Origin of the sequence: Proteus hauseri ATCC 700826, from assembly GCF_001654965.1 — a bacterium.
GTDB classification, from domain to species: domain Bacteria; phylum Pseudomonadota; class Gammaproteobacteria; order Enterobacterales; family Enterobacteriaceae; genus Proteus; species Proteus hauseri.
This window is the reverse complement of the sequence record NZ_LXEV01000030.1, coordinates 31,881-56,568: the sequence shown is the minus strand read 5'-3', so window position 1 is coordinate 56,568 and position 24,688 is coordinate 31,881. Positions and strand designations below refer to the sequence as shown.

Annotated in this window: 17 protein-coding genes and 8 tRNA genes; 17 read left to right on the top strand and 8 right to left on the bottom strand. The window is 35.6% G+C overall.

What is annotated here, in order from left to right:
* Positions 1 to 121: 121 nt before the first annotated feature.
* Positions 122 to 1,540, bottom strand: coding sequence for a glutamate--tRNA ligase (gene gltX / locus M997_RS13010; protein WP_064720534.1), 1,419 nt, complete (start codon positions 1,538 to 1,540; stop codon positions 122 to 124).
* A 319-nt stretch (positions 1,541 to 1,859) separates the two neighbouring features.
* On the opposite strand from gltX, the gene M997_RS13005 reads away from it, so the two are divergent.
* The 8 genes from M997_RS13005 (at position 1,860) to M997_RS12970 (ending at position 4,917) form a co-directional block, all read left to right on the top strand.
* Positions 1,860 to 1,935, top strand: a tRNA-Val gene (locus M997_RS13005).
* Between the two features lie 43 nt (positions 1,936 to 1,978).
* A tRNA-Val gene (locus M997_RS13000) sits at positions 1,979 to 2,054 on the top strand.
* Positions 2,055 to 2,097: 43 nt separating this feature from the next.
* Positions 2,098 to 2,173 (top strand) — tRNA-Val (locus tag M997_RS12995).
* A 50-nt stretch (positions 2,174 to 2,223) separates the two neighbouring features.
* Positions 2,224 to 2,299 (top strand) — tRNA-Lys (locus M997_RS12990).
* Between the two features lie 30 nt (positions 2,300 to 2,329).
* A tRNA-Lys gene (locus M997_RS12985) sits at positions 2,330 to 2,405 on the top strand.
* Positions 2,406 to 2,446: 41 nt separating this feature from the next.
* Positions 2,447 to 2,522 (top strand) — tRNA-Lys (locus M997_RS12980).
* Positions 2,523 to 2,537: 15 nt separating this feature from the next.
* Positions 2,538 to 2,613 (top strand) — tRNA-Val (locus M997_RS12975).
* A 2,001-nt stretch (positions 2,614 to 4,614) separates the two neighbouring features.
* Positions 4,615 to 4,917 (top strand): helix-turn-helix domain-containing protein, encoded by a 303-nt coding sequence (locus M997_RS12970; protein ID WP_064720533.1) that lies wholly within the window; start codon positions 4,615 to 4,617, stop codon positions 4,915 to 4,917.
* A gap of 578 nt (positions 4,918 to 5,495) precedes the next feature.
* Here M997_RS12970 and M997_RS12965 read toward each other — a convergent pair.
* From M997_RS12965 to M997_RS12940, 6 genes are all read right to left on the bottom strand, one after another.
* Positions 5,496 to 6,542 carry an ABC transporter substrate-binding protein gene (locus tag M997_RS12965; protein ID WP_064720532.1) on the bottom strand — a complete coding sequence of 349 codons (1,047 nt, stop codon included), beginning with the start codon at positions 6,540 to 6,542 and terminating at the stop codon, positions 5,496 to 5,498.
* A gap of 11 nt (positions 6,543 to 6,553) precedes the next feature.
* Positions 6,554 to 8,692, bottom strand: a complete 2,139-nt coding sequence (locus tag M997_RS12960) for a TonB-dependent receptor (protein WP_082918444.1) — start codon at positions 8,690 to 8,692, stop codon at positions 6,554 to 6,556.
* Between the two features lie 278 nt (positions 8,693 to 8,970).
* Positions 8,971 to 9,750, bottom strand: coding sequence for a thiosulfate reductase cytochrome B subunit (phsC, locus tag M997_RS12955; RefSeq protein WP_064720531.1), 780 nt, complete (start codon positions 9,748 to 9,750; stop codon positions 8,971 to 8,973).
* Positions 9,747 to 10,325: a 4Fe-4S dicluster domain-containing protein gene (locus M997_RS12950; RefSeq protein ID WP_064720530.1), complete on the bottom strand. Its 579-nt coding sequence runs from the start codon at positions 10,323 to 10,325 to the stop codon at positions 9,747 to 9,749. The genes phsC and M997_RS12950 overlap by 4 nt, the downstream gene beginning before the upstream one ends.
* 14 nt (positions 10,326 to 10,339) lie before the next feature.
* On the bottom strand, positions 10,340 to 12,619 hold the full coding sequence (phsA, locus tag M997_RS12945; protein WP_064720529.1) for a thiosulfate reductase PhsA: 2,280 nt from the start codon (positions 12,617 to 12,619) through the stop codon (positions 10,340 to 10,342).
* Positions 12,620 to 13,453: 834 nt separating this feature from the next.
* A complete protein-coding gene (locus tag M997_RS12940) occupies positions 13,454 to 14,257 on the bottom strand; it encodes a sulfite exporter TauE/SafE family protein (RefSeq protein ID WP_064720528.1) in 804 nt (267 codons plus the stop codon).
* 103 nt (positions 14,258 to 14,360) lie between these two features.
* Between M997_RS12940 and M997_RS12935 the strand changes: the two genes are divergently transcribed.
* The 6 genes from M997_RS12935 to mlaA all read left to right on the top strand — a co-directional run bounded on the left by M997_RS12935 (position 14,361) and on the right by mlaA (position 18,775).
* Positions 14,361 to 15,137 (top strand): AraC family transcriptional regulator, encoded by a 777-nt coding sequence (locus M997_RS12935; RefSeq protein ID WP_064720527.1) that lies wholly within the window; start codon positions 14,361 to 14,363, stop codon positions 15,135 to 15,137.
* Between the two features lie 156 nt (positions 15,138 to 15,293).
* Positions 15,294 to 15,368 (top strand) — tRNA-Arg (locus M997_RS12930).
* A 379-nt stretch (positions 15,369 to 15,747) separates the two neighbouring features.
* Positions 15,748 to 16,323 (top strand): fused DSP-PTPase phosphatase/NAD kinase-like protein, encoded by a 576-nt coding sequence (locus M997_RS12925; protein WP_064720526.1) that lies wholly within the window; start codon positions 15,748 to 15,750, stop codon positions 16,321 to 16,323.
* 949 nt (positions 16,324 to 17,272) lie between these two features.
* Positions 17,273 to 17,497 (top strand): hypothetical protein, encoded by a 225-nt coding sequence (locus M997_RS17630; protein WP_109406155.1) that lies wholly within the window; start codon positions 17,273 to 17,275, stop codon positions 17,495 to 17,497.
* A 37-nt stretch (positions 17,498 to 17,534) separates the two neighbouring features.
* Entirely contained in the window at positions 17,535 to 17,852 is a 318-nt protein-coding gene (locus M997_RS12915; RefSeq protein WP_064720525.1) for a P-loop nucleotide/nucleoside kinase family protein, read from the top strand.
* Between the two features lie 173 nt (positions 17,853 to 18,025).
* A complete protein-coding gene (gene mlaA / locus M997_RS12910) occupies positions 18,026 to 18,775 on the top strand; it encodes a phospholipid-binding lipoprotein MlaA (protein ID WP_064720524.1) in 750 nt (249 codons plus the stop codon).
* 77 nt (positions 18,776 to 18,852) lie between these two features.
* On the opposite strand, the gene fadL is transcribed toward mlaA, so the two are convergent.
* Entirely contained in the window at positions 18,853 to 20,208 is a 1,356-nt protein-coding gene (gene fadL, locus M997_RS12905; RefSeq protein ID WP_064720523.1) for a long-chain fatty acid transporter FadL, read from the bottom strand.
* A 345-nt stretch (positions 20,209 to 20,553) separates the two neighbouring features.
* On the opposite strand from fadL, the gene M997_RS12900 reads away from it, so the two are divergent.
* The 3 genes from M997_RS12900 to fadJ all read left to right on the top strand — a co-directional run bounded on the left by M997_RS12900 (position 20,554) and on the right by fadJ (position 24,581).
* Complete coding sequence (locus tag M997_RS12900) at positions 20,554 to 20,850, top strand: YfcZ/YiiS family protein (protein ID WP_074379363.1); 297 nt, start codon at positions 20,554 to 20,556, stop codon at positions 20,848 to 20,850.
* A 258-nt stretch (positions 20,851 to 21,108) separates the two neighbouring features.
* Positions 21,109 to 22,413, top strand: a complete 1,305-nt coding sequence (gene fadI, locus M997_RS12895) for an acetyl-CoA C-acyltransferase FadI (RefSeq protein WP_064720522.1) — start codon at positions 21,109 to 21,111, stop codon at positions 22,411 to 22,413.
* Positions 22,413 to 24,581 carry a fatty acid oxidation complex subunit alpha FadJ gene (gene fadJ / locus M997_RS12890; protein WP_064720521.1) on the top strand — a complete coding sequence of 723 codons (2,169 nt, stop codon included), beginning with the start codon at positions 22,413 to 22,415 and terminating at the stop codon, positions 24,579 to 24,581. The genes fadI and fadJ overlap by 1 nt, the downstream gene beginning before the upstream one ends.
* The last annotated feature ends 107 nt before the right edge of the window (positions 24,582 to 24,688 follow it).

The following is a 24,688-nucleotide window of genomic DNA, read 5'->3' as shown; positions in this document are numbered from 1 at the left end:
ACAATACTGTCAATCAGTTAATCTCACATTATTTATTGATTGCTGAAAAAGAGTACAAAAAAAAGATACATCCCTAAAATAAGGAATGTATCTTCATTAATAAGTGAGATAAATGTAAAAATTACGCTTGGTTTTCTCGTTCAGAAATAAAGTCTAATGCTTTATTAATGCGCGCAATGCTTCGTGTTTTACCAATAGCGTGAACAGTGACATCTAAGCCAGGAGATTGACCCGCACCAGTTACAGCAACACGTAGTGGCATTCCGACTTTACCCATCCCGATTTCTAATTCATCAGCGGTATTTTGAATTGCTTGATGCACATTCTCGGCTGTCCAATCTGTGATTTTAGCTAACTTATCACGAACAACTTCTAATGGCTGACGGGCAACAGGACGTAAGTGTTTTTTAGCGGCCGCTTCCTCAAAAGCATCAAAATCTACATAAAAGTAGTGACAGCTTTCAGCCATCTCTTTTAATGTTTTACAGCGTTCGCCAAGTAATTTAATCAATTCAACTAATGATGGGCCATTACTCGTATCAATATTTTGCTGTTTGATATGCCAATCTAAATAAACAGCTACTTTTTCAGCAGGTAATGTATTGATATAGTGATGGTTTAGCCACAGCAATTTATCTGTATTAAAGGCACTTGCTGATTTACTGATAGCTTCTAAAGTGAAGTGCTCAACCATTTCATCAATAGTAAAGATCTCTTGGTCACCATGAGACCAACCTAAACGCACTAAGTAGTTTAATAATGCTTCTGGTAAGTAACCATCATCACGGTATTGCATAACACTAACTGCATTATAACGTTTAGATAGCTTTTTACCGTCATCACCAAGGATCATAGACACGTGAGCATATTCAGGTACAGGTGCACCTAATGCTTTTAATATATTGATTTGGCGAGGTGTATTATTGATATGGTCTTCGCCACGGATAACGTGGGTAATTTCCATATCCCAGTCATCAATAACAACACAGAAGTTATAAGTTGGTGCACCGTCGGTACGGCGAATAATCAGATCATCAAGTTCTTGGTTGCTAAATTCAATTGGGCCACGAATTTTATCATCAAAAATAACAGAGCCTTCTTGTGGATTTAAGAACCGGACAACATGAGGCTCACCTTCAGTGTGAACATGTTCACCATGACGGCAACGGCCGTCGTAGCGGGGTTTTTCACCTTTAGCCATTTGGTCTTCACGAAGTTGTTCTAAACGTTCTTTAGAACAATAACAACGATAAGCCGTACCCGCTTCTAACATCTGATCGATAACTTGATTGTAGCGATCAAAGCGTTTGGTTTGATAGTAAGGGCCTTCATCCCAATTTAGGTTCAACCAATTCATACCGTCCATGATTGCATCAATGGCTGGCTGAGTAGAACGCTCTAAATCGGTGTCTTCAATACGCAGTACAAACTCGCCCTTATTGTGACGGCTATATAACCAGGAATAAAGTGCGGTACGCGCACCACCAACGTGTAGATAGCCAGTAGGACTTGGTGCAAAACGGGTTTTTATTTTACTCATTGGGATTGCCTTAGTACGTCTTACTTATATAGATAAGTAATCGTGATTATCAAAAAAACGAAGTTGTTGGCTTATTTTATCACTGGATGCTAATTCCTCAATGACATTAAGCTTTTAACAAGAATAAAAATTTAATATTGTCGATTTTTTGTTTGACGAGAGCCGGTAAGCGGATTACTTTGGTCAATTGATGTGTAGGTAATGGTGCTAAAAAACACATCTTGACTAAAAATAAAACGAACGAACGTTTTTACGATAAAAATCCGATAAAAATCGTTGACTCATAGAGAAGTATCCCTATAATGCACCCCATCACGACGGGCGGTTAGCTCAGTTGGTAGAGCATCTCCCTTACAAGGAGGAGGTCGTTGGTTCGAGCCCAATACCGCCCACCATTCATTTCGGCGTGATAAAAAAGCAATAAAATTTAGTGTGATTGGGCGGTTAGCTCAGTTGGTAGAGCATCTCCCTTACAAGGAGGAGGTCGTTGGTTCGAGCCCAATACCGCCCACCAATTACATTAAAGCGTGGTAGTGAGAATTTAGTCATCATGAAGTGGGCGGTTAGCTCAGTTGGTAGAGCATCTCCCTTACAAGGAGGAGGTCGTTGGTTCGAGCCCAATACCGCCCACCACTTCATCCGGTTATTTCGAGCAATATCACACATAAGTAAAAATCAGAGATGGGTCGTTAGCTCAGTCGGTAGAGCAGTTGACTTTTAATCAATTGGTCGGGCGTTCGAATCGCCCACGACCCACCATTTCTGAAAATAAAGTAAAAACATTGTGACGGGTCGTTAGCTCAGTCGGTAGAGCAGTTGACTTTTAATCAATTGGTCGGGCGTTCGAATCGCCCACGACCCACCATTCACAAAGTTACTTAAAGATTTACGCAAAAATTATTAAATGGGTCGTTAGCTCAGTCGGTAGAGCAGTTGACTTTTAATCAATTGGTCGGGCGTTCGAATCGCCCACGACCCACCATTTAATAATCAAAGCGGGCGGTTAGCTCAGTTGGTAGAGCATCTCCCTTACAAGGAGGAGGTCGTTGGTTCGAGCCCAATACCGCCCACCATATATTTACTTATGCAGTTCATCTTACTTCCCCATCAAAATATCCACTTAATACTCTATTGTAATATTTTATTGTTTTGCAATTGACCAAATCTAAAGATTTATGATTTTAAAATCATCCTTTCACTATACCTTTATAACCTTCTTATTTTTGTATTAAAGCTATTATTAAGTATTGTCACCATTACTCACTAAATGGCGTGTATCGTCGGCTGTGCGAGTTAAATATTGGAGTAGGTTAATGCTGATTGTTTCGTTAGAACATCAAAGTATGGCGTGATAAAGGCATTGATTACGAGCTACATTATTGCCTATTTACTAGAAATAAATTTCTTTGCTGTAATCAAATATCATTACTACAGAACCCTACTAGTACGCTGTTTTTGTTCGTAATATCTGGTTACAGAAAAGGATTGATTTTTAGCTTTTTCTCTTTTCTATTATAATTTTATTAACGTAAAGTGAGTGATTTGCAGCATTTTACTCTGACGCGCTGATTAAAAAGCTCACTATCCATCACTCGAAAACCCCTAATAATAAAATGAAGAACTTATTGTGTGTTCTAATTGATATTATTCACTTTTTTACTGTTCAACTTTAATAAGATTAAATATAAATGGTTAAATTTAATTGTATCTTTTAATTTTTAGTTTAATCAAATTAGTATGCATTTTGTCGCTAATTTAAATGTAACTAATTGATTTTTATTTTATTTTCCTGGCGATTTGATATTTATCAATCTTAATATGATAATACTCTTCAAAATATGTGATATAAAGCAAAAACATCTTTTTCTATCTATTACTGATTTGTCTTAGAGTGGTAAATTTCATTTTTCACCATAATTAGAGAAATTTGTGCATGCAGCAGGAATATAAATTATATAAAAATATTAATGTTTATTGTGGGGTAAGAATAACTCCCATGCTAAATAGGTGTTATTACGTAGGAATAAGGTAAGTATTATTTCTGGTTTTTTAACAAAATTAGATCATGATAAATAACATAAATATTAGATTAATATTTCATCCATTTCCCTTTAGTTGTGATAAATGCGGACATAAGATTTTTCTTGCTGTTCGCTTATGCGTGAAAAGAAAAGAAGGGCGTTGGTAAGGATTATGATAGAAAGAAATATCAATTTAACTTATAAAAAACAACAATAACTATATGATTAAAGTGGTTATATTATTTTCAATAACAAAGTTTCAGTTTTATCTAATAAAGAGTTTTTTATTTTATACAATGAACAAGATATGAGTAAATTAATATGAATTTAAAATTTAATTAGTGTGATGCTAATTACTAATTATTCAGAAATGATAATTATTATTCATTTTAAAAAACTATTTACTCAAAGATCTAAGGGTTTATGCTTATATAAATTAATTAACAAATGTTTAAAGAGTGATGTTGGTCTTATTTAATTATGAAATCAATGTAATCATTTGTTTTTTATATATATTCATGTTTATTTTTCTATTTTTACTAAATGTATTGAGATTTCTTATATTCTTTTATAAAAGAGAATAAAAACACTCTATTTCTTAGGTTAATTTATTATTTTAAATAAATTCACCTAACATAACTTGACTTATTTTTATTCAAAGTGAATTTTTATTCTGTAAATTAACTATTTTTTAGCTGTTTAATCCAACTTATGAGTAAAGTTTAAGGAAAAAAAAGAGTGTTTTTATAAATTAATTATTTTAACTAATTGAAGTGTAAGATATTAATTGCTTATCCTAGGTGTTTTTAACTATACCGAGTGAATTGACAAGTTTGAATTATCTTTTTTTGACTAGTTGAAAGTGTTTAAATGCGTAGTATATTATTTACATATGATAAGTCATGTTATGAATTGTAATATTTCTTATCTACTAAAAATTATATTTTATTAAAACAAAAAGTGCATTCGATAATATATGATTTTATATTTTATTGTAAAAATGCACATCATTATAAATTTAGATATCAATCAAAGTGAAAAGCGAGAAATATTATGAGTAGCAAGTATCCAGTCGCTTATGCTGTTGGACAAAAAATAAAGTCATTAAGAAAATCTCAAGGTTATACTGTATTCCAGTTAGCAAAAGAGATTGATATTAGTGAACAACAATTATTTCGTTACGAGCGTGGTGTTAATCGTATAGATATTGATTGCCTAGTAAGAGTACTTGAAGTATTAGGCGTTAATATTGGCGGCTTCTTTGAAGAGGTTATGGGTGGCATGGTTCAAGAAACTGAACGTAATGAACAACATATTCCATCTCACTTCGATAGCAAAGCACTTTCTATTTTCTAAGATTATTCTTAACTTAGAAAGTTAAATCATTTAAAAATAGTTAGAGTGAGTAAGAAAACTCTTATATAGAAAGTTGAATCTAATTATTTATTAATGAGAATTATCTTATTAAATACAAATGATAGCCTCTAAATGAAATAAATGCCCTTATAGGGCATTTTACATTTTTATCGAGTCGTATTTTTAAATATTAATAAATTGCAATGTTGTTCTATTAAAATAAACCTGTGTTATTAAACTAAAAATAAATAACCTATCGGTATTAATAACTATGTATAAAAAACAGCTAACATACCTATCATTAGTTATTACTTCCTCTGCATAATTACCTATATTCTATTAGATTGCCTATTTATTGGTAACATTCCAAGCATCGCTACTGATATAAATAACGCGGATTATGGGAGTAATGACAAAAAATGTATTCAGCTTCATTTATTAATGAAAATTAATGCATGTTAGTCAAACTGATGCTAGATCAATTTTTGCCGTCTGATGTAATCTAAGCTGAAAATGAAATTTTGATTTATCACCTAATCTCAGTTGATTAGGTGATAAAAATACCCAAATACGTAGTGCTAATCGTCGATAGGTGTGAGAATAAAACGGAGCTGCTTATCATTCAGTTTTATATTAAAAAAAGTTTGATAAAACTGTTTTGTCTCGTTTTCGATATCAATCTGTCGAGTTTGTTCAGGATAAAGTAACGTTGCTAACCAAACAAATTGTAGTGCTTCCTCTGTTGTTTCACGACACCACCAAAATAATCCTTTAGGGTTTGTGTAAACACGTCCTTCTCGCACTGCGGTTATCGATTGCCAATACGGATCATTTTTTATTGTATCTGCATCTTTTGCATACATAGTGACAATGACATCAGGATCAGCGTGAATAATTTGTTCTAAAGTTACTTCTCCTGCTCGGCTAGGAACAGTATCAAACCAATGCTCTGCGATGTTAACGCCACCAGCAAGGGTTATCCAATCATGATTAAGAGAAGGTGAGCCAGAGGTTCTTAAAGGCGCGCCAAAAGCATGGTAAACTTTCATAGGCGCTTTTTTTGCAATATCACTAACAGCATTACTCACTAACACTTTGTTATGTTCAAAGTAAATAAGATAATCTTGTGCCAGCTGGTGACTTTCATTACCTAAAATGTCTCCTGTTATCAGTGTTCTTTTTAATAATGCGTCCATTGATCCTGATTTTAGAGTAACAACTGCAATACCCGCATTTTTTAAAGCAATAGATTGCGGATCCGAAAGCTTGCCTGTTGTAAAAAATATCTCAGGTTGGCTCATAATCAATGCTTCAATATTTAGCGTATCGTTATTGCCTTTACTTGAAATTGATGCGGTTTTAATTGCAGGCACGATTTCGGTAAAAAAAGGGATCGTTTTAACTAGGTCAGTGGTAGATACAATTTTATCTCCAGCCCCTAGCATGGCCAAAATAGCATTATGTGCATTCCAGCTAGTTGCGATTTTTTCTGGTTTGTCAGGAATAGTAGCTGATTGATTTTGATAGAAATTAATCGTTCTCTCAGCTTGTGCTATAAAGGAAATACTAAGAGCTGTGGCGCCGAATAAACATGAGCACAAGATTTTTAATAACCTGTTGTACATGCTAATCCCTCTTAAAGTTCGATACTAACAGACACTGAGATTTGGCGAGGTGTACCTAAAAATGCATTAGCGCCACCAATAGCACCATTTTGGTTACCAGAGAAGATAGATGCCCAATAATGTTCATTGGTAACATTATCTAAATTAAGACGGAATATGGTTCTTTTGTCCCAATATTGAGTTTGGTAACGAGCACCAAAATCAAGAGTGGTATACGCTTTTGCCCACATAGTATTTGTGGTATTAGCGGCGCGTTTGCCAGTGTAATGTAGGTTTGCGCTATAAATAACATTAGGTAATGTTGGATAATGATATTCCGTTAATAAATTTGCTTGGTATTTGGGCACACCAACCACATCTTTATTTTCGGTTTTTGCATTACCGGTATTTGTTAATGTAGGGTCTAACCATGTCATGCTAGTGAAAATAAACAACTCGTCGGTTACTTGGCCATTAGCAATTAACTCTAATCCACGGTTACGCTGTTTACCTTGTTCTTTAAATATTTTATCCTGCCCAACATAAGCAAATGGGCGTTCTAGTTGGAAAATAGCCGCATTTAAATTGAGTGCATCAACTTGTGATTTCACCCCCATTTCCCATTGTTCACTACGATAAGGCTTTAATACTTCATCTTTATTTTTAGCGGTATTCGGCGCTGAATCACCTTCTTCTAATGAGTCTGCATAAGAAACATAAGTCATGACTTCGGGAATAGGTTTAAACATTAAGGCAACCGTTGGGCTTAAGCCTTTTTCGGTATGATGTGATCCATTGTTGCGATAATACGTTTCTTTGATCCAGTTTTGGCTTAACGATCCCATTACTGACCATTGAGGATTAAAAGTAATCGTATCACCAAGGGTTACTGACTGAACTAGTGAGCGACTGCCTTTCGTACGAGCACTTCCAGTATAAAAACCTTCATTTGAAGGATCATCATAACGGTGTGGATTATTGATATCTTGGGTTGGTAACGTAACTTTACGGTCATCACCATTAGCACTATAGATATCCCAGCGATAGCCACTGGTTGCCATCACTAAATCATGCGATACAGCACCTGTTATCACTCGGCCATTTAAATTAATAGCATTACTTAACACAGTAAAACGACCATAAGTAGAAGGGACTGATAAAGTTGGGGTAAATTGTTTACCATCATTACTGAGTTGATTAGATATAGAGCGGAAACCACGATCTGCAGTTTGATAACCTACAGCAGCACTGATTTGCCAATCTTCATTAAAGTCATGTTTTAAACGACTACTAACAGTTCGGGTATGTAAATCAACACCAGCAAAAGCTTGACCATAGCCTGCTTTTGTTGGGTCGGGAGCATCCGGTAATGAGGTGACGTTAGGATCATAAGAAAATGCACCAGGGTAGCCCATTTTTTTAAACCAATAATCACTAAAATTCACTTCTAATACAGTATCAGATGAAATATTCCAATCGAAAGCGGTACTGATTAACTGACGGCGGGTTTTACTACCCGCAACGTAACCTTGACCTTCGTCATGCACTAAATTGATACGATAACCAAAGGTATTGTTATCATCGATAAATCCCCCAAGATCGAGATGCCCTTTAAATTGTCCATCATTAATATAAGCGGCATTAATAGAGGTAAGTGGTTTTAATGTGGGGCGTTTTTGAATAAAGTTAAATTGCCCACTAGGACTTGCAGGACCATAAAGTGAGCCTGTTAATCCACTAATGATATCAATGCGCTCAAGCATTTCGATAGGAAATGCAGTAGTTGAAATAATATTAACGCCATCTAAACGAGAGTTAGCAACGACATTACCTTGCATACCCCGATTTTGAGGGCGACCTACATCCATACCACCACGGGCTTGCATTTGTGATGAAGCATTATATTTTAAAATATCAGCAACACTTGTAATTTTCTGGTTTTCAATCATTGATTGAGTGAACGTATTTGTGGTGTAGGGGGTATCCAACCATTTTTTTTCGCCTAATGGGCCCATATCCACTTCACGCGTAACAAATCCTGCACCGGCTTCGCTATTGTTAATCGGATGTGCGACAACAACGATTTTTTCAGCGTTATCAGCAGCACTCCCTGAGATGGCTAATGCTTGTGAAACAGTACAAGCTATTGTCGAAATGATAAATTTATTCACGATAAACTCCAAATACTCATCTTTTAGTTATATAAACCTATCGATATTTAAAAATTTACATAACGATGCGCACTGCGAGTGCAAGGCAATGTATTTCATTGTATAAAAATATATATAACGAGGTGGGGGCAGACTATACACGCAATAACATGTAAATAAAATGATATATATGCGAATAATAAAATTATGAAATTATTTCTGAACTGAGATCAAAAAATGCCCGCAATAGGCGGGCATTTGGCTAAATCAGAATCAGATTTATAGCAAAGAATTATAAATTACTGCTTTGTTTTCTCACTAATAGCAGCATGATCATCATGCTTTTGGTGGCGGTGATGACCATCAACCATGCTATGGAATGTTTGAGTGAAAGTATCACCTAAAGTACATAGATAGAAGTGAGCACAAATAAACATCAATGCCACAATACCTAATACTAAGTGAGCTTTTAGCATCCAATAACCATAACCGAGTACTTCAGGATAAAGACATAATAATCCTGTGATCAGTAGTAAAGGTACTAACCCAAACATTACGCCTAAATAAGCCAGTTGTTGTAATGGATTAAATTTATCTGTAGTTGTTGCAGCAAAAGGATGTGGTTCTCCTTTCATAATGCCATACAGGTAAAAACGAGCTTGTTTAATACATCTGCCTATTAAGCCACTAAATCTAACTTTATAATGAATACCATTGTTAGTTGTTAGATTAATGATGATAAAGCCAATCCAAAATGCGATCAGAATAAAACCACATATTTTGTGTAGCAGCACCATTGATGTGACATTACCAATAGAGAAATGACCTAAAAATCCGCTGACCAGTAATAGGATAAACAGCAGGGCATTCCCCCAGTGCCAAAATCGAATTGCTTTAGAATAAAGATAAACACGCTCTTCTTCATAATGGCCCGTGTGTTTGGGGGCTAACGCATAACGAAGAAAACCATGAAGGACTAACACGGCTATCATTGCAACAACTAATAGGCCGGCAGCCATCAACCATACAGGCCAATAATCGGGCGTATAATGGAGTTCTGCTCCCCAGATACTTGTCATGCTTTATCTCCCTGATGAATTTCTTTACGACGGAATAAATGTGGTTTTCCGACATTATCTAATTGATATTGATAAACAGATTTTTGTTTGATCCAAGCTTGAATTTCAGGTGAGTCAGCACGACCAAAGGCAAGAGCGTCGGTTGGACATACTGAAACACAAGCGGGTAATTCACCTTCTGCTAATCGGGTATCAGAACAGAAATTACATTTATCAGCGATATGAGTCATTGGGTTGATATAACGAACATGGTAAGGACAAGCGCCAACACAATAATCACAACCAATACAAAGCTCTTTTTTGACTTGTACGATGCCATTCTCATCTATAAAAGAAGCGCCTGTAGGGCAAACAGACACACAAGGTGCATCTTCGCAATGTTGGCAAGAAACGCGGAAAAACTGATAGTGAGGATGTCCTGCCGCGTCATTATTGGGTCCTTGGATCTGAACCTGTAAACGACTAAATCCTTCAGGAATATCATTAATGACTTTACATGCGACAGTACAGGCTTGGCATCCAATACAACGTTTTTCATCATGTAACATAACATATTGTTTATTATTGCTATTCATAGGTATTTTTTTCCTTAAGCCCGACTAATTCTGACACCTGATGTATGAACATCAGTACCTGATACAGGACTAATTTCATGAGGTAATAAATTGCCGCAGTGAACGCCGGTTGTCGTCGCGGCTGTTTTCGCACCCGCTTTTGCGCCTGATCCCATATAAACAAATACAGTGTCAGGGCGTATGCCCTCAGTGATTAAGGCGTGAGCCTTTTCTTTACCTATGTTGTTTTCTAAAATGATTTCATCACCATGATTAATGCCATGATGTTTTGCTGTTTCAGGGTGTAACCACACTGGATTTTCCCACATTAATTCGGCTAATAGCGGAACATATTGTGTCGCGCCATTAGTATGAACAGCGACTTTTCCTTGAATAAAATAGAGTTCATCTTTTTCTTTTAATGGAAAGTTATGAAAACGAGGGATACCGTAATTTTCTAAACGGCTTTCTAGTTCTTCGGAATAGATTTCAATTAAGCCACTTGGTGATTTGAAAGAGAGCGATTTTTCCATCATGTTGTTATTATCAACATGTTTAATGGCATCGGGATAAGTTTCAACAAAGGTTTTTACATAAGAAGGTTCACGTAGTAATAAAGGAATACCGTAGGATAAATACCCTTTTTTATGAATTTCTTTATACAGATTTTCATCACCATTAACCTGATAAAGCTGACGAACGCCCATATTTTCCCAAGGAAAATATTGGGCTAGCCCTAATTTTTTACCTAATTCCATCCAAATTAACCAGCTTGGTTTAGTATCACCAATAGGCTCAACAACTTGCTGACGCAATGCATAAGCTGGGTTTAAACTAGAAACATCAGAAATTTCTTCGTCGCGTTCTAAATAAGTTGTTTCTGGTAATAAATAGTCTGCATAAGCTGCACTTTCACTTAAATAAACATCGCAACTAACAATTAAATCGAGTTTTTGAGCGGTTTTTTCTAATTCAGGGCGGCAACTCACGGTTTGGAATGGATTATGACGCGACATGATCCACGCTCTGGTTTGATATGGCACACCCTTTAAGGTTGAATCAATAATGGCCTGAACAATACCACCACCTTTATTAATATATTTAAATTGTGGTGCAGTGGCATCGATACGTTTTGCCGTAATTTCAGGCATTCCTTTAACGCTTGGTTTGGCTAATTCGGGTGCAACATTAATCCCTGCTAATTTATTATATTTTGCTGCAGCTTTTTTCTGATACATTCCACCTTCACGTTCAATATTGCCAAGTAAGGCATTGAAGGTGAAGATCATTCTGCGCATATTAATTTCTTCTTTATTAAAAGTTGCGCGGTGGCCTGGCATAATTAATGCGTGAGGTGCTTTTGCAGCTATTTCACGAGCAATACGAATAATATCTTGAGCTGGAACATCAGAATGCGCTTGTGCCCATTCTGGCGTGGTGTCTTGTAATACTTCTTCTAATTGAGGAAAACCAACGGTGAACTTTTCAATAAAATCTTTATCGTAGAGATTTTCTTTAACTAATACATGACACATAGCCATAAGAACAGGTAAATCCCCACCTGGGCGAATAGCAAACCATTCATCTGCTTTACTTGAAACCACAGATAAACGAGGATCAAAACTGACTAATTTTGCACCGCGTTCTTGTGCGGTCATTAATTCATGGGTTTCTGCAACTTCAATGCCTTCATAAAGGTTATGACCAAAAGAAAGAATATACTTTGAATTTGCTAAATCCATTGAAAGATCGCCGCCCATCATTACAGATGCGGCAATAGCCTTACCAGCAGGACAGGTTGTTGCATGTGTAAAGGTATTTGGTGAACCAAATGCCGCGGCAAGATGGAAAAGGTGAGAAGAGAGTGAACCTGATTTAGATGAAAAAGAAATAGTCTCTGCGCCATAAGTTTGTTTTATGGTATTCATTTTCTCAGCTATTTCTTGATAAGCTTGTTCCCAACTAATGACTTCCCATTCACCAGCCCCTCTTGGGCCTTTACGTTTCATTGGTTTGACAATACGATTTGGATCGTTGACAAGGCTGACACCACTGCCGCCTCTTGCACATACACGACTACTTTGATGTTCTGCGTTTCGGTTCCCTTGAATAAAGACAGTCTTGTTGTTAACAACTTGTGCTTCTATCGGGCAGCGATAAGAACACATTTCACACAGGCTTGGCGTCAATTTTGTTTGACCCTTAAGAGAATCTATAGGATTAAATGCAAGTGCACCGGGTGGTAAGCTACTAACGGTACAACCAACACATCCTATTCCCATCCCCTTAATGAAAGAACGACGACTAATACTCATATAACCTCCAGTTTCTTCTTATAGCTAAATATTATATACAAGCGGTTAAATAAATATTTGATGGCGTCTCCAATTTATTAATCGATAAGTGATAGGTTAGTTGTAAATAATAAATAGAAGAGAATAAGACGTTAATAAACGTAATGGAAATAATTAACAAAAATAGACAAAATTAAATGATAATTATTTTCTTCTACTGACCTTCTTAATAAGAATTTATTGTATGTATCAGTGAAAGCATCTTGTATAACAATAATTTTTTGTTCTTTATATTTCACTTGCTTATGTTATTAATCTATTTTTCTAAAGTGTATTTTAAATATACTATTTATTATTTTTAAATATTGATGAAAATAATATTCGATATATAATTAATTATATATCGATGTGAGGTGTGATTGTAATTGAGTTGTTATTTTAAATTAAACTTAATTATTTTTTTCTCTCTATTCTAAATTCGTTTCTTCCTTTATTTAATTTTATTAAAAATAGATAACTTGTTATTTTTCGTGTAAATACCGATATAATTTAAGCAATAGAAATACTTATTTTGGATGAAAAATGCTTATAAAAAGCAATAAAATTGATATTTTTAGTAAGACAATTTATAAATTATTATTCATTATGTTTAAATATTAATTAATGATGCTAATGGTTAACTTTGTGTATATTGGTTGTCAAATAAAGACGTTTTTTACTAGACCTTATTTAACAAGTAAGAAACTAATCGAGATTGTGAAGGAAAAGGAGAAAGTGAAATGTTAAAAAATAGGGCTACTTAATGATACTGGCAATATATAAAGTAGCCGTGATTTTGAAATAGAAAGAAAAGAACTAGAGTAACATGACGAGTAATACAAGAATTAATAGTAAAGGGTAGACTCTGGCATGCCAAAGATCAGGAATGCGAGATAAAAACCGTTCTGATATTTTTAAGCCAACCCAAGTACTACAAATCAGAATTAGTGCAGCTTTAAGCCAGATATATCCCACAAAGCCAGCTTCATTATTTAATGGTGCAGTAAAAGAGAGAGCGAGATAGGTTAATGTTGCAGTGAGTGCTAAAGGCAGTGTTAATGTGTTTGCCATGGCGGCTGATTGCGCCATAGGTGTACCCCTACGACGTAATAAAGGAACAGTCATAACACTTCCGCCGACACCTAAAAATGCCGCAACAATACCAATTAAAGTACCTGTAATTGTCTCTTGTGTATTATGTATATTTTTTATTATATAAGTTGGCGCTATAAAGCCAGGGCGTAAATAACAATCTAAAATAGTGATAAAAAGATAGCCGATAAAGATCCATCTGATCCATTCTCCTTCTACTATTAAAGCAAGATATGCACCTAAAATTCCACCAAGAGCAATGCCAATAAATAGAGTAGTAATAGATTTCCACTCTATTCTTTTTGCTTTATGGTGTTTAAGTGTCGTGATAGTTGCCGAGAACAACATAATAAGTGCAGAAGTCGCTACCGCGATTTGCATAGCATGTTCACCGGGCAGGCTATCAATTCCCCATAGAGTGAGAATAAGTGTATAAAGTAGTGGAACGGTGACAAACCCACCTCCAAAGCCAAATAACCAAGTTGTAATACCTGAAATTAAACCAAACGAAATTAGCCAGAGTGTCATTCTAATTCTCCTGTTGAGTCAGGAGATTAACAATATACGATAAATTAGTGGCTGACCCACGTAATAAAGCCAAGCTTATACGAATTTAGGACAATTTAAAGATATGCGTAATATTGATATTAATAGTGTGGATCATCTTCCCAGAGATATATTAGCATTAGGATCCGATTATCCTTACGATACATTACTTGAGGCTCATCATCATCGCAGAGCGCAATTTCTTTATGCGCCAAACGGTGTAATGAAGGTAAAAACAGAAGATGGGCAGTGGATTGTATTACCTTATAGTGGGGTATGGATCCCAGCAGAAAAAGGGCACCAAGTATTAATGTTAGGGAGTAGTACTTATAGTCTTTATATTGAACCGAATAAAGTACCTCGGAATTCAAAATGTTGTGAGGTGTTACAAGTATCGCCGTTATTTCATCAATTATTACTTTCTGCTAATCAACTACCGTTACTTTATGATTTAGAGGGGCGAGATAGTGCGTTATTAACATTGTTATGTCATGAATTAATGTTAGCAAAGCCGCTTCCTTATTTTACTCCATTACCACAGCATCGGTTATTAGATAAACTTTGCACGGCTTTTATGTCTCAACCTAATATTCATACCACGCCAGAAATGTGGGCTGAAAAACTGAATAAAAGCCCTCGTACTTTTACTCGTTTATTTCACAAAGAAACAGGGCTTTCTTTTCGCGTTTGGCGGCAAAAAGCATGTTTAGTGTATGCATTAACGGCGTTAAAAAAAGGGTATTCAGTGACAGAAGTTGCATTAGAACTAGGATATGAAAATCCAAGTGCCTTTAGTGCGATGTTTAATAAAGAGATGGGGTATTCACCAAAGCTATTCTTGAAGCAGTTAAAACAGTTTTAGCTGATGTATTTGAGCATATTTTAACTCAAACGACAGCGTATAAAAAATCGGCAAAGTAAATTTCCTCCAATATCAGTGCGTTAAAACTTGATTAAAATAAGGTGAGGGAGGTAAAATACCCCTCGTACATTATTAGTACTATACCTATCTAAGTAGGTTCCCTTAGTTAAATGGATATAACGAGCCCCTCCTAAGGGCTAGTTACAGGTTCGATTCCTGTAGGGAACGCCAATTACATTTCCTTTTTATTTGCTCACATGATTTACTTCTAATATTTATATCAAATCAAGCTAATCCATTGTTTAGTTTTGTATCTACCTGTTTATTAATAAATTTTCCAGTAAAAATAAACAGTTATGTTTTTATCCAATAGCCAAAAAAAACATAAGAATAATTAATGATAAGTCTGTTTTTATACTAATAGAAAGTAAGCTGAGGTGTTTGATGGTGAAGAAGTTTATTTAATCCATCAATCAACCTATTGAGAATATAAAAAATCACACTATGATTAAGAAGTTTTGCTGAAAATTAGGATGATAGCTGTAATAAAATAAGTAAAAATAACTATTGTATTTTGATAAATCAAATCAACTCAAAGGGTTAAGAATATATGGATATAAAACTAATCAATCATGCTCGGTATTTAAAATTCTTATTATTTACTTATTTCTTTTTATTAATAGGATGCAGTTCTCGTTCTAGCGATGTGCTTGTAGCACCTGAAAATTTTCATCAGGTTTCAGCTCAGGTTTATCGTTCTGGTCAACCAACTCATGGCGAAATGAAGTGGCTCGAATTGCAAGGAATTAAAACGATTATTAATTTACGACAATATCATAGCGATAATGACGATGTAGAAGGAACTCAACTCAAAATTTTTCAAGTAAGAATGAATGCAAATAACATTACAAACTCAGATGTTATTGAGGTGTTGCGTAAGATAAATAGCACATCTGAGCCGGTATTAGTGCATTGCTGGCATGGTAGTGATCGTACAGGAGCAATTATTGCTATGTATCGTCTTGTATTTGAAGATTGGACAAAAGAGCAAGCTATTGCTGAGTTAAGAAAAAAAGAATACGGATACCATGAAACATTTTTTCCTAACATTATTCAGTATATAGAGGAAGTTGATATTTCAGCAATAAAGCAACAAGTATTTAGCCACCATACTGATAAAAAATAGCGCTAAGTCGGTATTAATAATAATTAATTTATCATTTTAAAAAAGAAAATAGAGTTTGCTTATTGAGTTTATATCAAGCTCTATAAATTAAAATACAGTAACTTAAAATTATAAGTTTGATAGATATTATAGAGAGAACGCATCAGATAGAAAAATTATACTAATCTCAGAATGACGGTGCCAAAGTCTAATGATACTCATACAGGAAAATGTTGATAAATACTTATTCGTGATTTTATAAATATCCCCATTGTAATGCATAGTTAAACCATTAAAGGGAGATGGTGACGTTTTTATATCCTTATGCGACAGTTCCTTATCCTGCTGTTTAAAAAACAAAATTAATGGATTATTTATCTTTCTGTTGCCAATATAAATAATAACCTCATCTATAATAATAATGAAAAACAACTGTTTTTTTAAAAGGAAAATATGCTATTGAAATAATATCTAATTTAGAACGTTTTTATAAGAATAGTCTTTGTTTTTATGGCTTAAAAATTATTTATAATAAATTTCTTACTTGTGTGGAAATATTTTATTGCTAGGTTAACTTCAATCTATTTATCAGGTTATTTATCTTATGCCGTATATATCAACCTCTCTGGCTATTATTACCATCACTTAGTGGTAGGGATTGATTATATTTTTAATCTGCCAGATAAGCGGGTTTTTACGACGGTTTATCTGACATAAAATTATAGATAAGTAATAAAATATGTTTTCTAAACTTGAAGTAAATCTACATAGTCTATTATTAACTCAATTAATCACTGATATTGATCGTGCTATTACTGATAATAAATTTAATTTTTTTATTAATTTTTATACTGAGAATGGTACGTTAGTTATAACAGAAAACTTAAATATTTCAGGAAAACCAGAGCTAAAAAGTATTTATGTCAATTGCTGAGTTTTTTAATTACTCTCTTCATGTATATCAAGGTAGGTGAAAATTATTTTAGGTGAAGGTTGTGCGCTTGTTTTCGCTGAAACAGTTTTGAATACTAAAATGTCTAATGGTGCTGATTTTAATACAGTAAGAGAAGCAACTTATGTATTTAAATTAATTGATAATCGATGGCTTTGTGTTACCGATAATCCTTATGGCACTGATTTGTTAAAATCAACTTCAGATATCCGTTCGCATTTTTTGTATAAAAATAGTATCTGAGAAATCAACATTAGCGAACTATATAGAGAAAAGTGAGTTGATTAAAAATGCTTTAGCTGTACATATTGCAAATATTCTTAATGCGGGAAATAGCGTTATAATGGATTTTCCTACAAATACACCAAACCAACGTAGTTGGTTGAAATTATTAGCTGATAATACAAGAATGCCTTACTTATTTCATATACTGAAAATAGATAGTAATAAATGTAAGAAAAAATTATTACAGAGTAATCAACAAAATGGAAATCCATTTCAAGCAACAGAAGCTGAGTTTGATCTTATAACTCAGCATTTTTCTTATCCTGCGCCATCTGAAGGTTTAAACCAGAAAGAATATAGCGAATTTAAATAAACATAGTTTATTTTTCATATTAGCTCGTTAGGATAAACCCAAAAACCGAATTATCTTATAAGATCAACACCTAATAAAAGTACCACTTGTGGCACATTGACAGTATTATGTATAGAGTTAATGGATATGCAAAATAGATGCTATTCATAATAAAATAACGAGCGGAGAACATTATGAAGTATCGCCTGTGCGGTGTTGCTCTTTCAATTGCCTTACTTTCAGGATGTGCAAATACCCCTAATAATGGGGAAGGGCGTTCCGATCCATTGGAAGGATTTAACCGCCAGATGTTTGATTTTAACTATTATGTTTTAGATCCTTATATTTTGCGCCCAGTGGCTGTTGTTTGGCGTGATTATGTGCCGCCACCAGCACGTAATGGTTTATCTAATTTTTTAGGCAACCTTGAAGAACCTGCAAGTATGGTTAACAGCATATTACGTGGCGACTTTGAAAAAGGGGCTAAACACTTTGGCCGTTTCTGGATTAATACTGTTTTTGGCATTGGTGGTTTAATTGATGTCGCAGGTATGTCTAAAGAATCGATGGAAAAAGAAGTTCCAATGCGTTTTGGTAGCACTTTAGGCCATTATGGAATGGATTATGGCCCTTATGTTGTATTACCGGGCTATGGTAGTTTTACCGTTCGTGAAGAGGGGGGTGATTTAGCAGATGTTACTTACCCTATGCTTAGTTATCTTACATTTTGGATGTCTGCAGGAAAGTGGGCATTAGAAGGAATAGAAACTCGAGCCCAATTACTCGATTCAGATGCTATTTTGCAAAATTCATCAGATCCATATTTGATGATGCGCGAAGCTTATTTCCAACGAAATGACTTTATAGCAAATGGTGGAGAGTTAAAACCTAGTGATAATCCTAATGCGAAAGCTATTGAGGATGATCTGGATTCTATCGACTAAAATATTGTGTTTATGTTGATAAATAAAAAAATGGTCTTTTTCAAGACCATTTTTTTCGGGTAAAAATAAAAGAATAATTAGAAGCGATAGTTAAAGTTCATACCGTATAACCATGCTTTACCTGATGATTCAAATTCGTAAGCAGGTAATGGTAAGTCTTCAGATAATTTCTCTTTAATAGTGACTTTTTTGCCGTGCATGTAAGCTAAGCCTACATCAACAGACATATCTTTGTTAAATGCATAAGTTGTACCAGCACTTAGCCAGAAACGATCTTGGTCTGGAATAGAGATAGAACGTTTGTTCGCGGGGACTGGGCTATCATCAAAAGCAATACCAGTACGGAATGTCCAGTTGTCATCGTGATAATAGGTTGTACCTAAAGCCACACGCCATGCATCACGGAAACCTTCTTCTTTCTTAAACAGTTGTTGCCCATCACTTTTACGAGTTGCTTTTAATTCTTCAAAAGCACTCCAACTGGTATAAGCAAAGTTGTAGTGAACAGCCCATTTAGGTGCTACGCGGTGATAAGCGGCAAACTCCCAAACTTCAGGTAAATTAAGGTCTAGTTTACCTGCAACGGTTTGACCATCAGTACCTACAACGCCCATACCTTCAAGTTCAGGAATTGCACGTATATCACTTTGATATTCACCATCTTTAAATTTTACTTTTACTTTTGAACGATAAGTAAAGCTGATGCGGTTGCCTTCATCAAATTCATATAACAAACCCGCGTTCCAACCAAAGCCCCATGCATCGCCTTTTAATTGGGCGAAACGATCACTTGGAGACAAGCCAGATAAATAGCCACCTAGTTGTTCCATTCCTGGTCTTTGAGAAAGAGCACCGCCTAAAACTTTACCTGCTTCACCAACATGGCGAGTGATTTCAGCATCAGCATAAAGAGCGTTTAAGCCTAAACCAACACTGAATTGATTATTTACACGGTAACCAGCACTTAAGTTTAAGTTCATGGTTTTCAGATCTGTTTTACCGCCGATAAGACCTGCTGGATAGTCATTTTTAAAATCAGTCGCTAAACCAAAGTTGGTTGTGCCAGATGCACCAATTGCCCATTTATCATTGATAGGGGCAACAAAGTGAATGTTAGGAACTAGTGCACTTGGTGCAATATCGTCAGCACTTGTGTTTGTGCCAGTGAGGGGTGATTTACCTTTTATATCGACGCTTGGGTTAATATGAATAGCACCCACTGAAAATTCAGGGCGATCAAACATAGTGAGTGCCGCAGGGTTGCGGCTGCCTACACTGGCGTCATCGGCAATAACACCTTCCCCAGAAAACGCACGACCTAGTGCTGATGTAGAATATTCATTTAACTGAAAACCGGCAGCGCCTGCCTGAGAGGAGATTGTTCCTACAATGGCGGCTAGTGCTGTGCGAGTAAACAGGTTTTTACGGTTCATGACCTAAACCCTCATAATTTTTTTAAGTTAGTAACTTCTGATTAGAAGCGCTGGATTTTAGGTGCGGTTGTCGTTATGACAAATCAGACCAGTTGCTTAAGTATAAAGTTGAACACCACAAATGTTGCAAGTATATTTTATTAATATTGCGGTTTTGATTTCAAAATTGAGAAGTGATTAACACATTTTTCACAAGTTATGCCGATAAAGATGTTTTTGATTGTTAAATAAACAAAAGAATCAATTTTTTTTGTAAAAGTGTAAAATAATTTGAGCTAAAGCAGTTTATTTTATTTTTTTACGATTATGATAGATAATTAACACTTCTTTTGTTGGGAGAGTAAAATGGCAAACGCAATTAATCGTTGTAGTGCAGAAGAAACAGCTGCTTGCTGCTGTGTCGATGTGGGTACCATTATCGATAATAAAAACTGTACTGCTTCATACGAGCATATCTTTTCTGATAAAGCACAAGCTGAAGCAATGTTAGAGCAATTGAGTGCAAAAGCACGATCAATCGCTTCAGAACCTTGCCAAATAACGCATAAAATTTCTGAAGTTGATGGTGGCATTCAATTAGTTGCTGACTTCACTTTCTCTTGTGAAGCTGAAAACTTAATTTTCCAGTTGGGATTACGTTAATCCACTGAAAATAAATAAAACTAAGGCTGTTGATAATCAACAGCCTTTTTTATCCCTCGCTTATTACTCCTTATATAGTTCATCGTTATTTATTACTTCCTTTTACTATTACTTGTGGCTTTCAGGCATTTGAAAGAAATAATGCGTGCTAACTCCCAGTTCTCATAAATTGATGTTTCTGATAAGTGAAATTTTTGTTAACACTATTGTCAGGTCAGACCTCTTTGGTGTTGTGGGATCAATTTTTCAGGAGTCATTATGAAGTCATCAAATAACAGTGCTGTAAAAGATCGCATTGCTATTGTAAGTGGTTTACGTTTACCTTTTGCAAAACAAGCGACGGCATACAGAGGGATCCCTGCTGTTGAATTAGGGCGCACCGTTGTACAAGAGCTCGTTATTCGTAATGAAGTTCCACCCGAAATTATTGATCAACTGGTTTTTGGACAAGTTGTACAAATGCCAGAAGCCCCCAATATTGCCAGAGAAATTGTTCTTGGTGCGGGGTTAAGCGTTAAGACGGATGCTTATAGTGTCACCCGAGCCTGTGCTACAAGTTTTCAAGCAATTGCTAATGTTGCTGAAAGTATGTACGCAGGCCACGTTTCTGTTGGAATTGCTGGGGGAGCTGATTCATCTTCTGTTTTACCTATCGGTGTTAGTAAAAAGCTTGCTGATGTCTTGCTCAGTTTAAATAAAGCAAAAACATTAGGCCAAAAACTCAGTTATTTAAGCCAATTAAGGCCTCGTGATTTATTGCCCGTTGCTCCTGGTGTTGCTGAATATTCTACAGGGTTACGTATGGGAGATACTGCAGAGCAAATGGCGAAGACCTATCATATTTCTCGCGTAGCACAAGATGAATTAGCTCATCGTTCTCATCAACTTGCGGCTAAAGCATGGGAAATGGGAAAACTGAATGATGAAGTAATGACGGCATTTTTCCCTCCTTATAAAGAAGGTTTTCATCAAGATAACAATATCCGTAAAAATTCTGTATTAGACTCTTACGCCAAATTAAACCCTGCTTTTGATAGGCGTCATGGCAGTGTGACCGCAGCAAATAGCACACCACTTACTGATGGCGCAGCCGCAGTGTTGATGATGAAAGAATCTGTTGCTAAAAGTTTAGGTTATCAACCTTTAGGTTATCTTCGCAGTTATGCTTTCACGGCAATTGATGTGTGGAAAGATATGCTATTAGGGCCTTCTTATGCCACACCTTTAGCGCTTTCTAGAGCTGGACTTGCACTGAGTGATTTAACCTTAATTGATATGCATGAAGCCTTTGCTGCTCAAACTTTGAGTAACTTAACGCTATTTGGTAGTGAACGATTTGCCAAAGAACAGTTGGGACTATCTAAAGCAATTGGGGAAGTGGATATGGATAAATTCAACGTATTAGGTGGATCCATAGCTTATGGACATCCTTTTGCTGCAACAGGCGCAAGAATGGTTACACAGACACTACACGAGCTTAAACGCCGTGGCGGTGGATTTGGGTTAACGACGGCTTGTGCTGCTGGTGGATTGGGTGCTGCGATGATTTTGGAGGTGGAATAATGGACTTACAACAAACAAAACCAACCACACCAGAAAAACTGCCTGTTTTTCAATTTTCTGTACGCGCTGATAAAGTTGGTGTTATTAGTATTGATGTGGTTGGTGAAAAGGTTAATACCTTAAAAGCGGAATTTGTTGAACAGTTTCAAAACGTTTTAAAACAAGCGCAACAGCATTCAGGAGTAAAAGGATTAATTATTACATCTGGTAAGCCAGACTGTTTTATCGCAGGTGCTGATATATCAATGATTGCTGGGTGTAAAACAAAAGAAGAGGCAAGTGCTTTAGCTAAAGCAGGGCAAGATCTTTTTACTCAACTTGAAAACTATCCATTGCCTGTTGTCGCCGCCATTAATGGGGCATGTCTTGGTGGAGGACTTGAATTAGCCTTAGCATGTCATGGACGTATTTGTTCTGATAACAGTAAAACACGTTTAGGTTTGCCAGAAGTTCAACTTGGCTTATTGCCAGGTTCTGGTGGAACACAGCGATTGCCTCGTCTTATTGGCGTAACTGCTGCATTAGATTTAATTTTAACCGGTAAGCAAATCGATGCTAAACGTGCATTAAAACTAGGTATTGTGGATGATGTGGTATCTCAAGATATTCTATTAGATGTTGCCGCAAAATGGATTTTATCAGGCAAAAAAACACAGAAAAAACATTCAATACTTGAACAATTCTGGGCTAATACGACGTTAGGGCGAAATATTTTATTTGGACAAGCTAAAAAACGTATTTTAGCCAAAACTAAAGGACATTATCCAGCCGCTGAACGTATTTTGAATGTAATAGAGCGAGGGCTTGAAAAAGATATTCAAACAGGTTTTAAAGAAGAGTCAAATGCGTTTGGTGAATTAGCTATGACTCCTGTTTCATCCGCATTACGTCACCTTTTTTTTGCATCTACAGCATTAAAAAATGAAACGGGTTCTAATGAAAAAGCTGATATTTTACAGCATATCGGTATTCTAGGTGGTGGATTAATGGGCGGCGGTATTGCTTTTGTCACCGCGACAAAAGCACATTTACCTGTACGAATTAAAGATATAAGTGATAAAGGTATTGCTCAGGCTCTTAATTATAGTTGGAAAGCCCTTTCTTCAAAAGTGAAGAAAAGAAGATTACAACCTCGTGAACGTCAGCGTCAAATGGGGTTATTATCAGGCACATTAGATTACAGTGGTTTTCATCAATCTAATCTTGTCGTTGAGGCCGTGTTTGAAGATCTTACCTTAAAGCAAAGCATGGTGGCTGAAATTGAAAAAATAGGTGATGGGAAAATTATTTTTGCTTCTAACACATCATCTATACCTATCAGCAAGATTGCAGAAACAGCAAAATATCCAGAAAAAGTGATCGGGCTTCATTACTTTAGCCCTGTTGAAAAAATGCCCTTAGTTGAAGTGATCCCCCATGATCAAACAGATGAAAAGACTATTGCAACGACAGTTGCCTTTGCAAAAAAACAAGGAAAAGTCGCTATTGTTGTAGGCGATAAACCGGGTTTTTACGTTAATCGAATCCTTGCTCCTTATATTAGCGAAGCATTAACTTGTTTAGTTCAAGGTGAACCAATAGAAAATATTGATAAAGCATTAGTTCAGTTTGGTTTTCCTGTGGGGCCAATTCAATTGCTTGATGAAGTGGGCATTGATATAGCAACAAAAATCACTCCCATTTTAATTAATGCATTTGGTGAGCGATTTGCTTCACCATCAGCTGTAGACGCTATCATTGCTGATGATAGAAAAGGGCGTAAGAACGGTCGTGGTTTTTATCTTTATGCGCGTCATGGGTTACCATCGTTATTAAGCAAAACAAAAAAACGTTCTGATCCCACGATTTATCGATTATTGAATATTAAGCCAAAGAGCCAATTATCTGCATCCGAAATTACAGAACGTTGCTTATTACTTATGCTTAATGAATCAGTACGTTGTTTAGAAGAAAACATTATTAAACAACCGAGAGATGGTGATATTGGCGCTGTCTTTGGTATTGGATTTCCTCCTTTCTTTGGTGGCCCTTTCCGTTATATGGATAGTATGGGAACCACTAAAATTGTAGAAAAACTTAATCAGCTAGCAGAAAAACAGGGTGAAAAATATCGCCCTTGTGAACGATTAACTGAAATGGCTAAACGAAATGAGCGTTTTTATGATTAATTTATTTTCTATTTTTTCTCATTTTCTATAATAGTTAGAAAAAAGGCGCTAATGCGCCTTTTTTCTTTTCTCTTTTGAGTCAGATTAAGAATTGATGAATCTTTAAT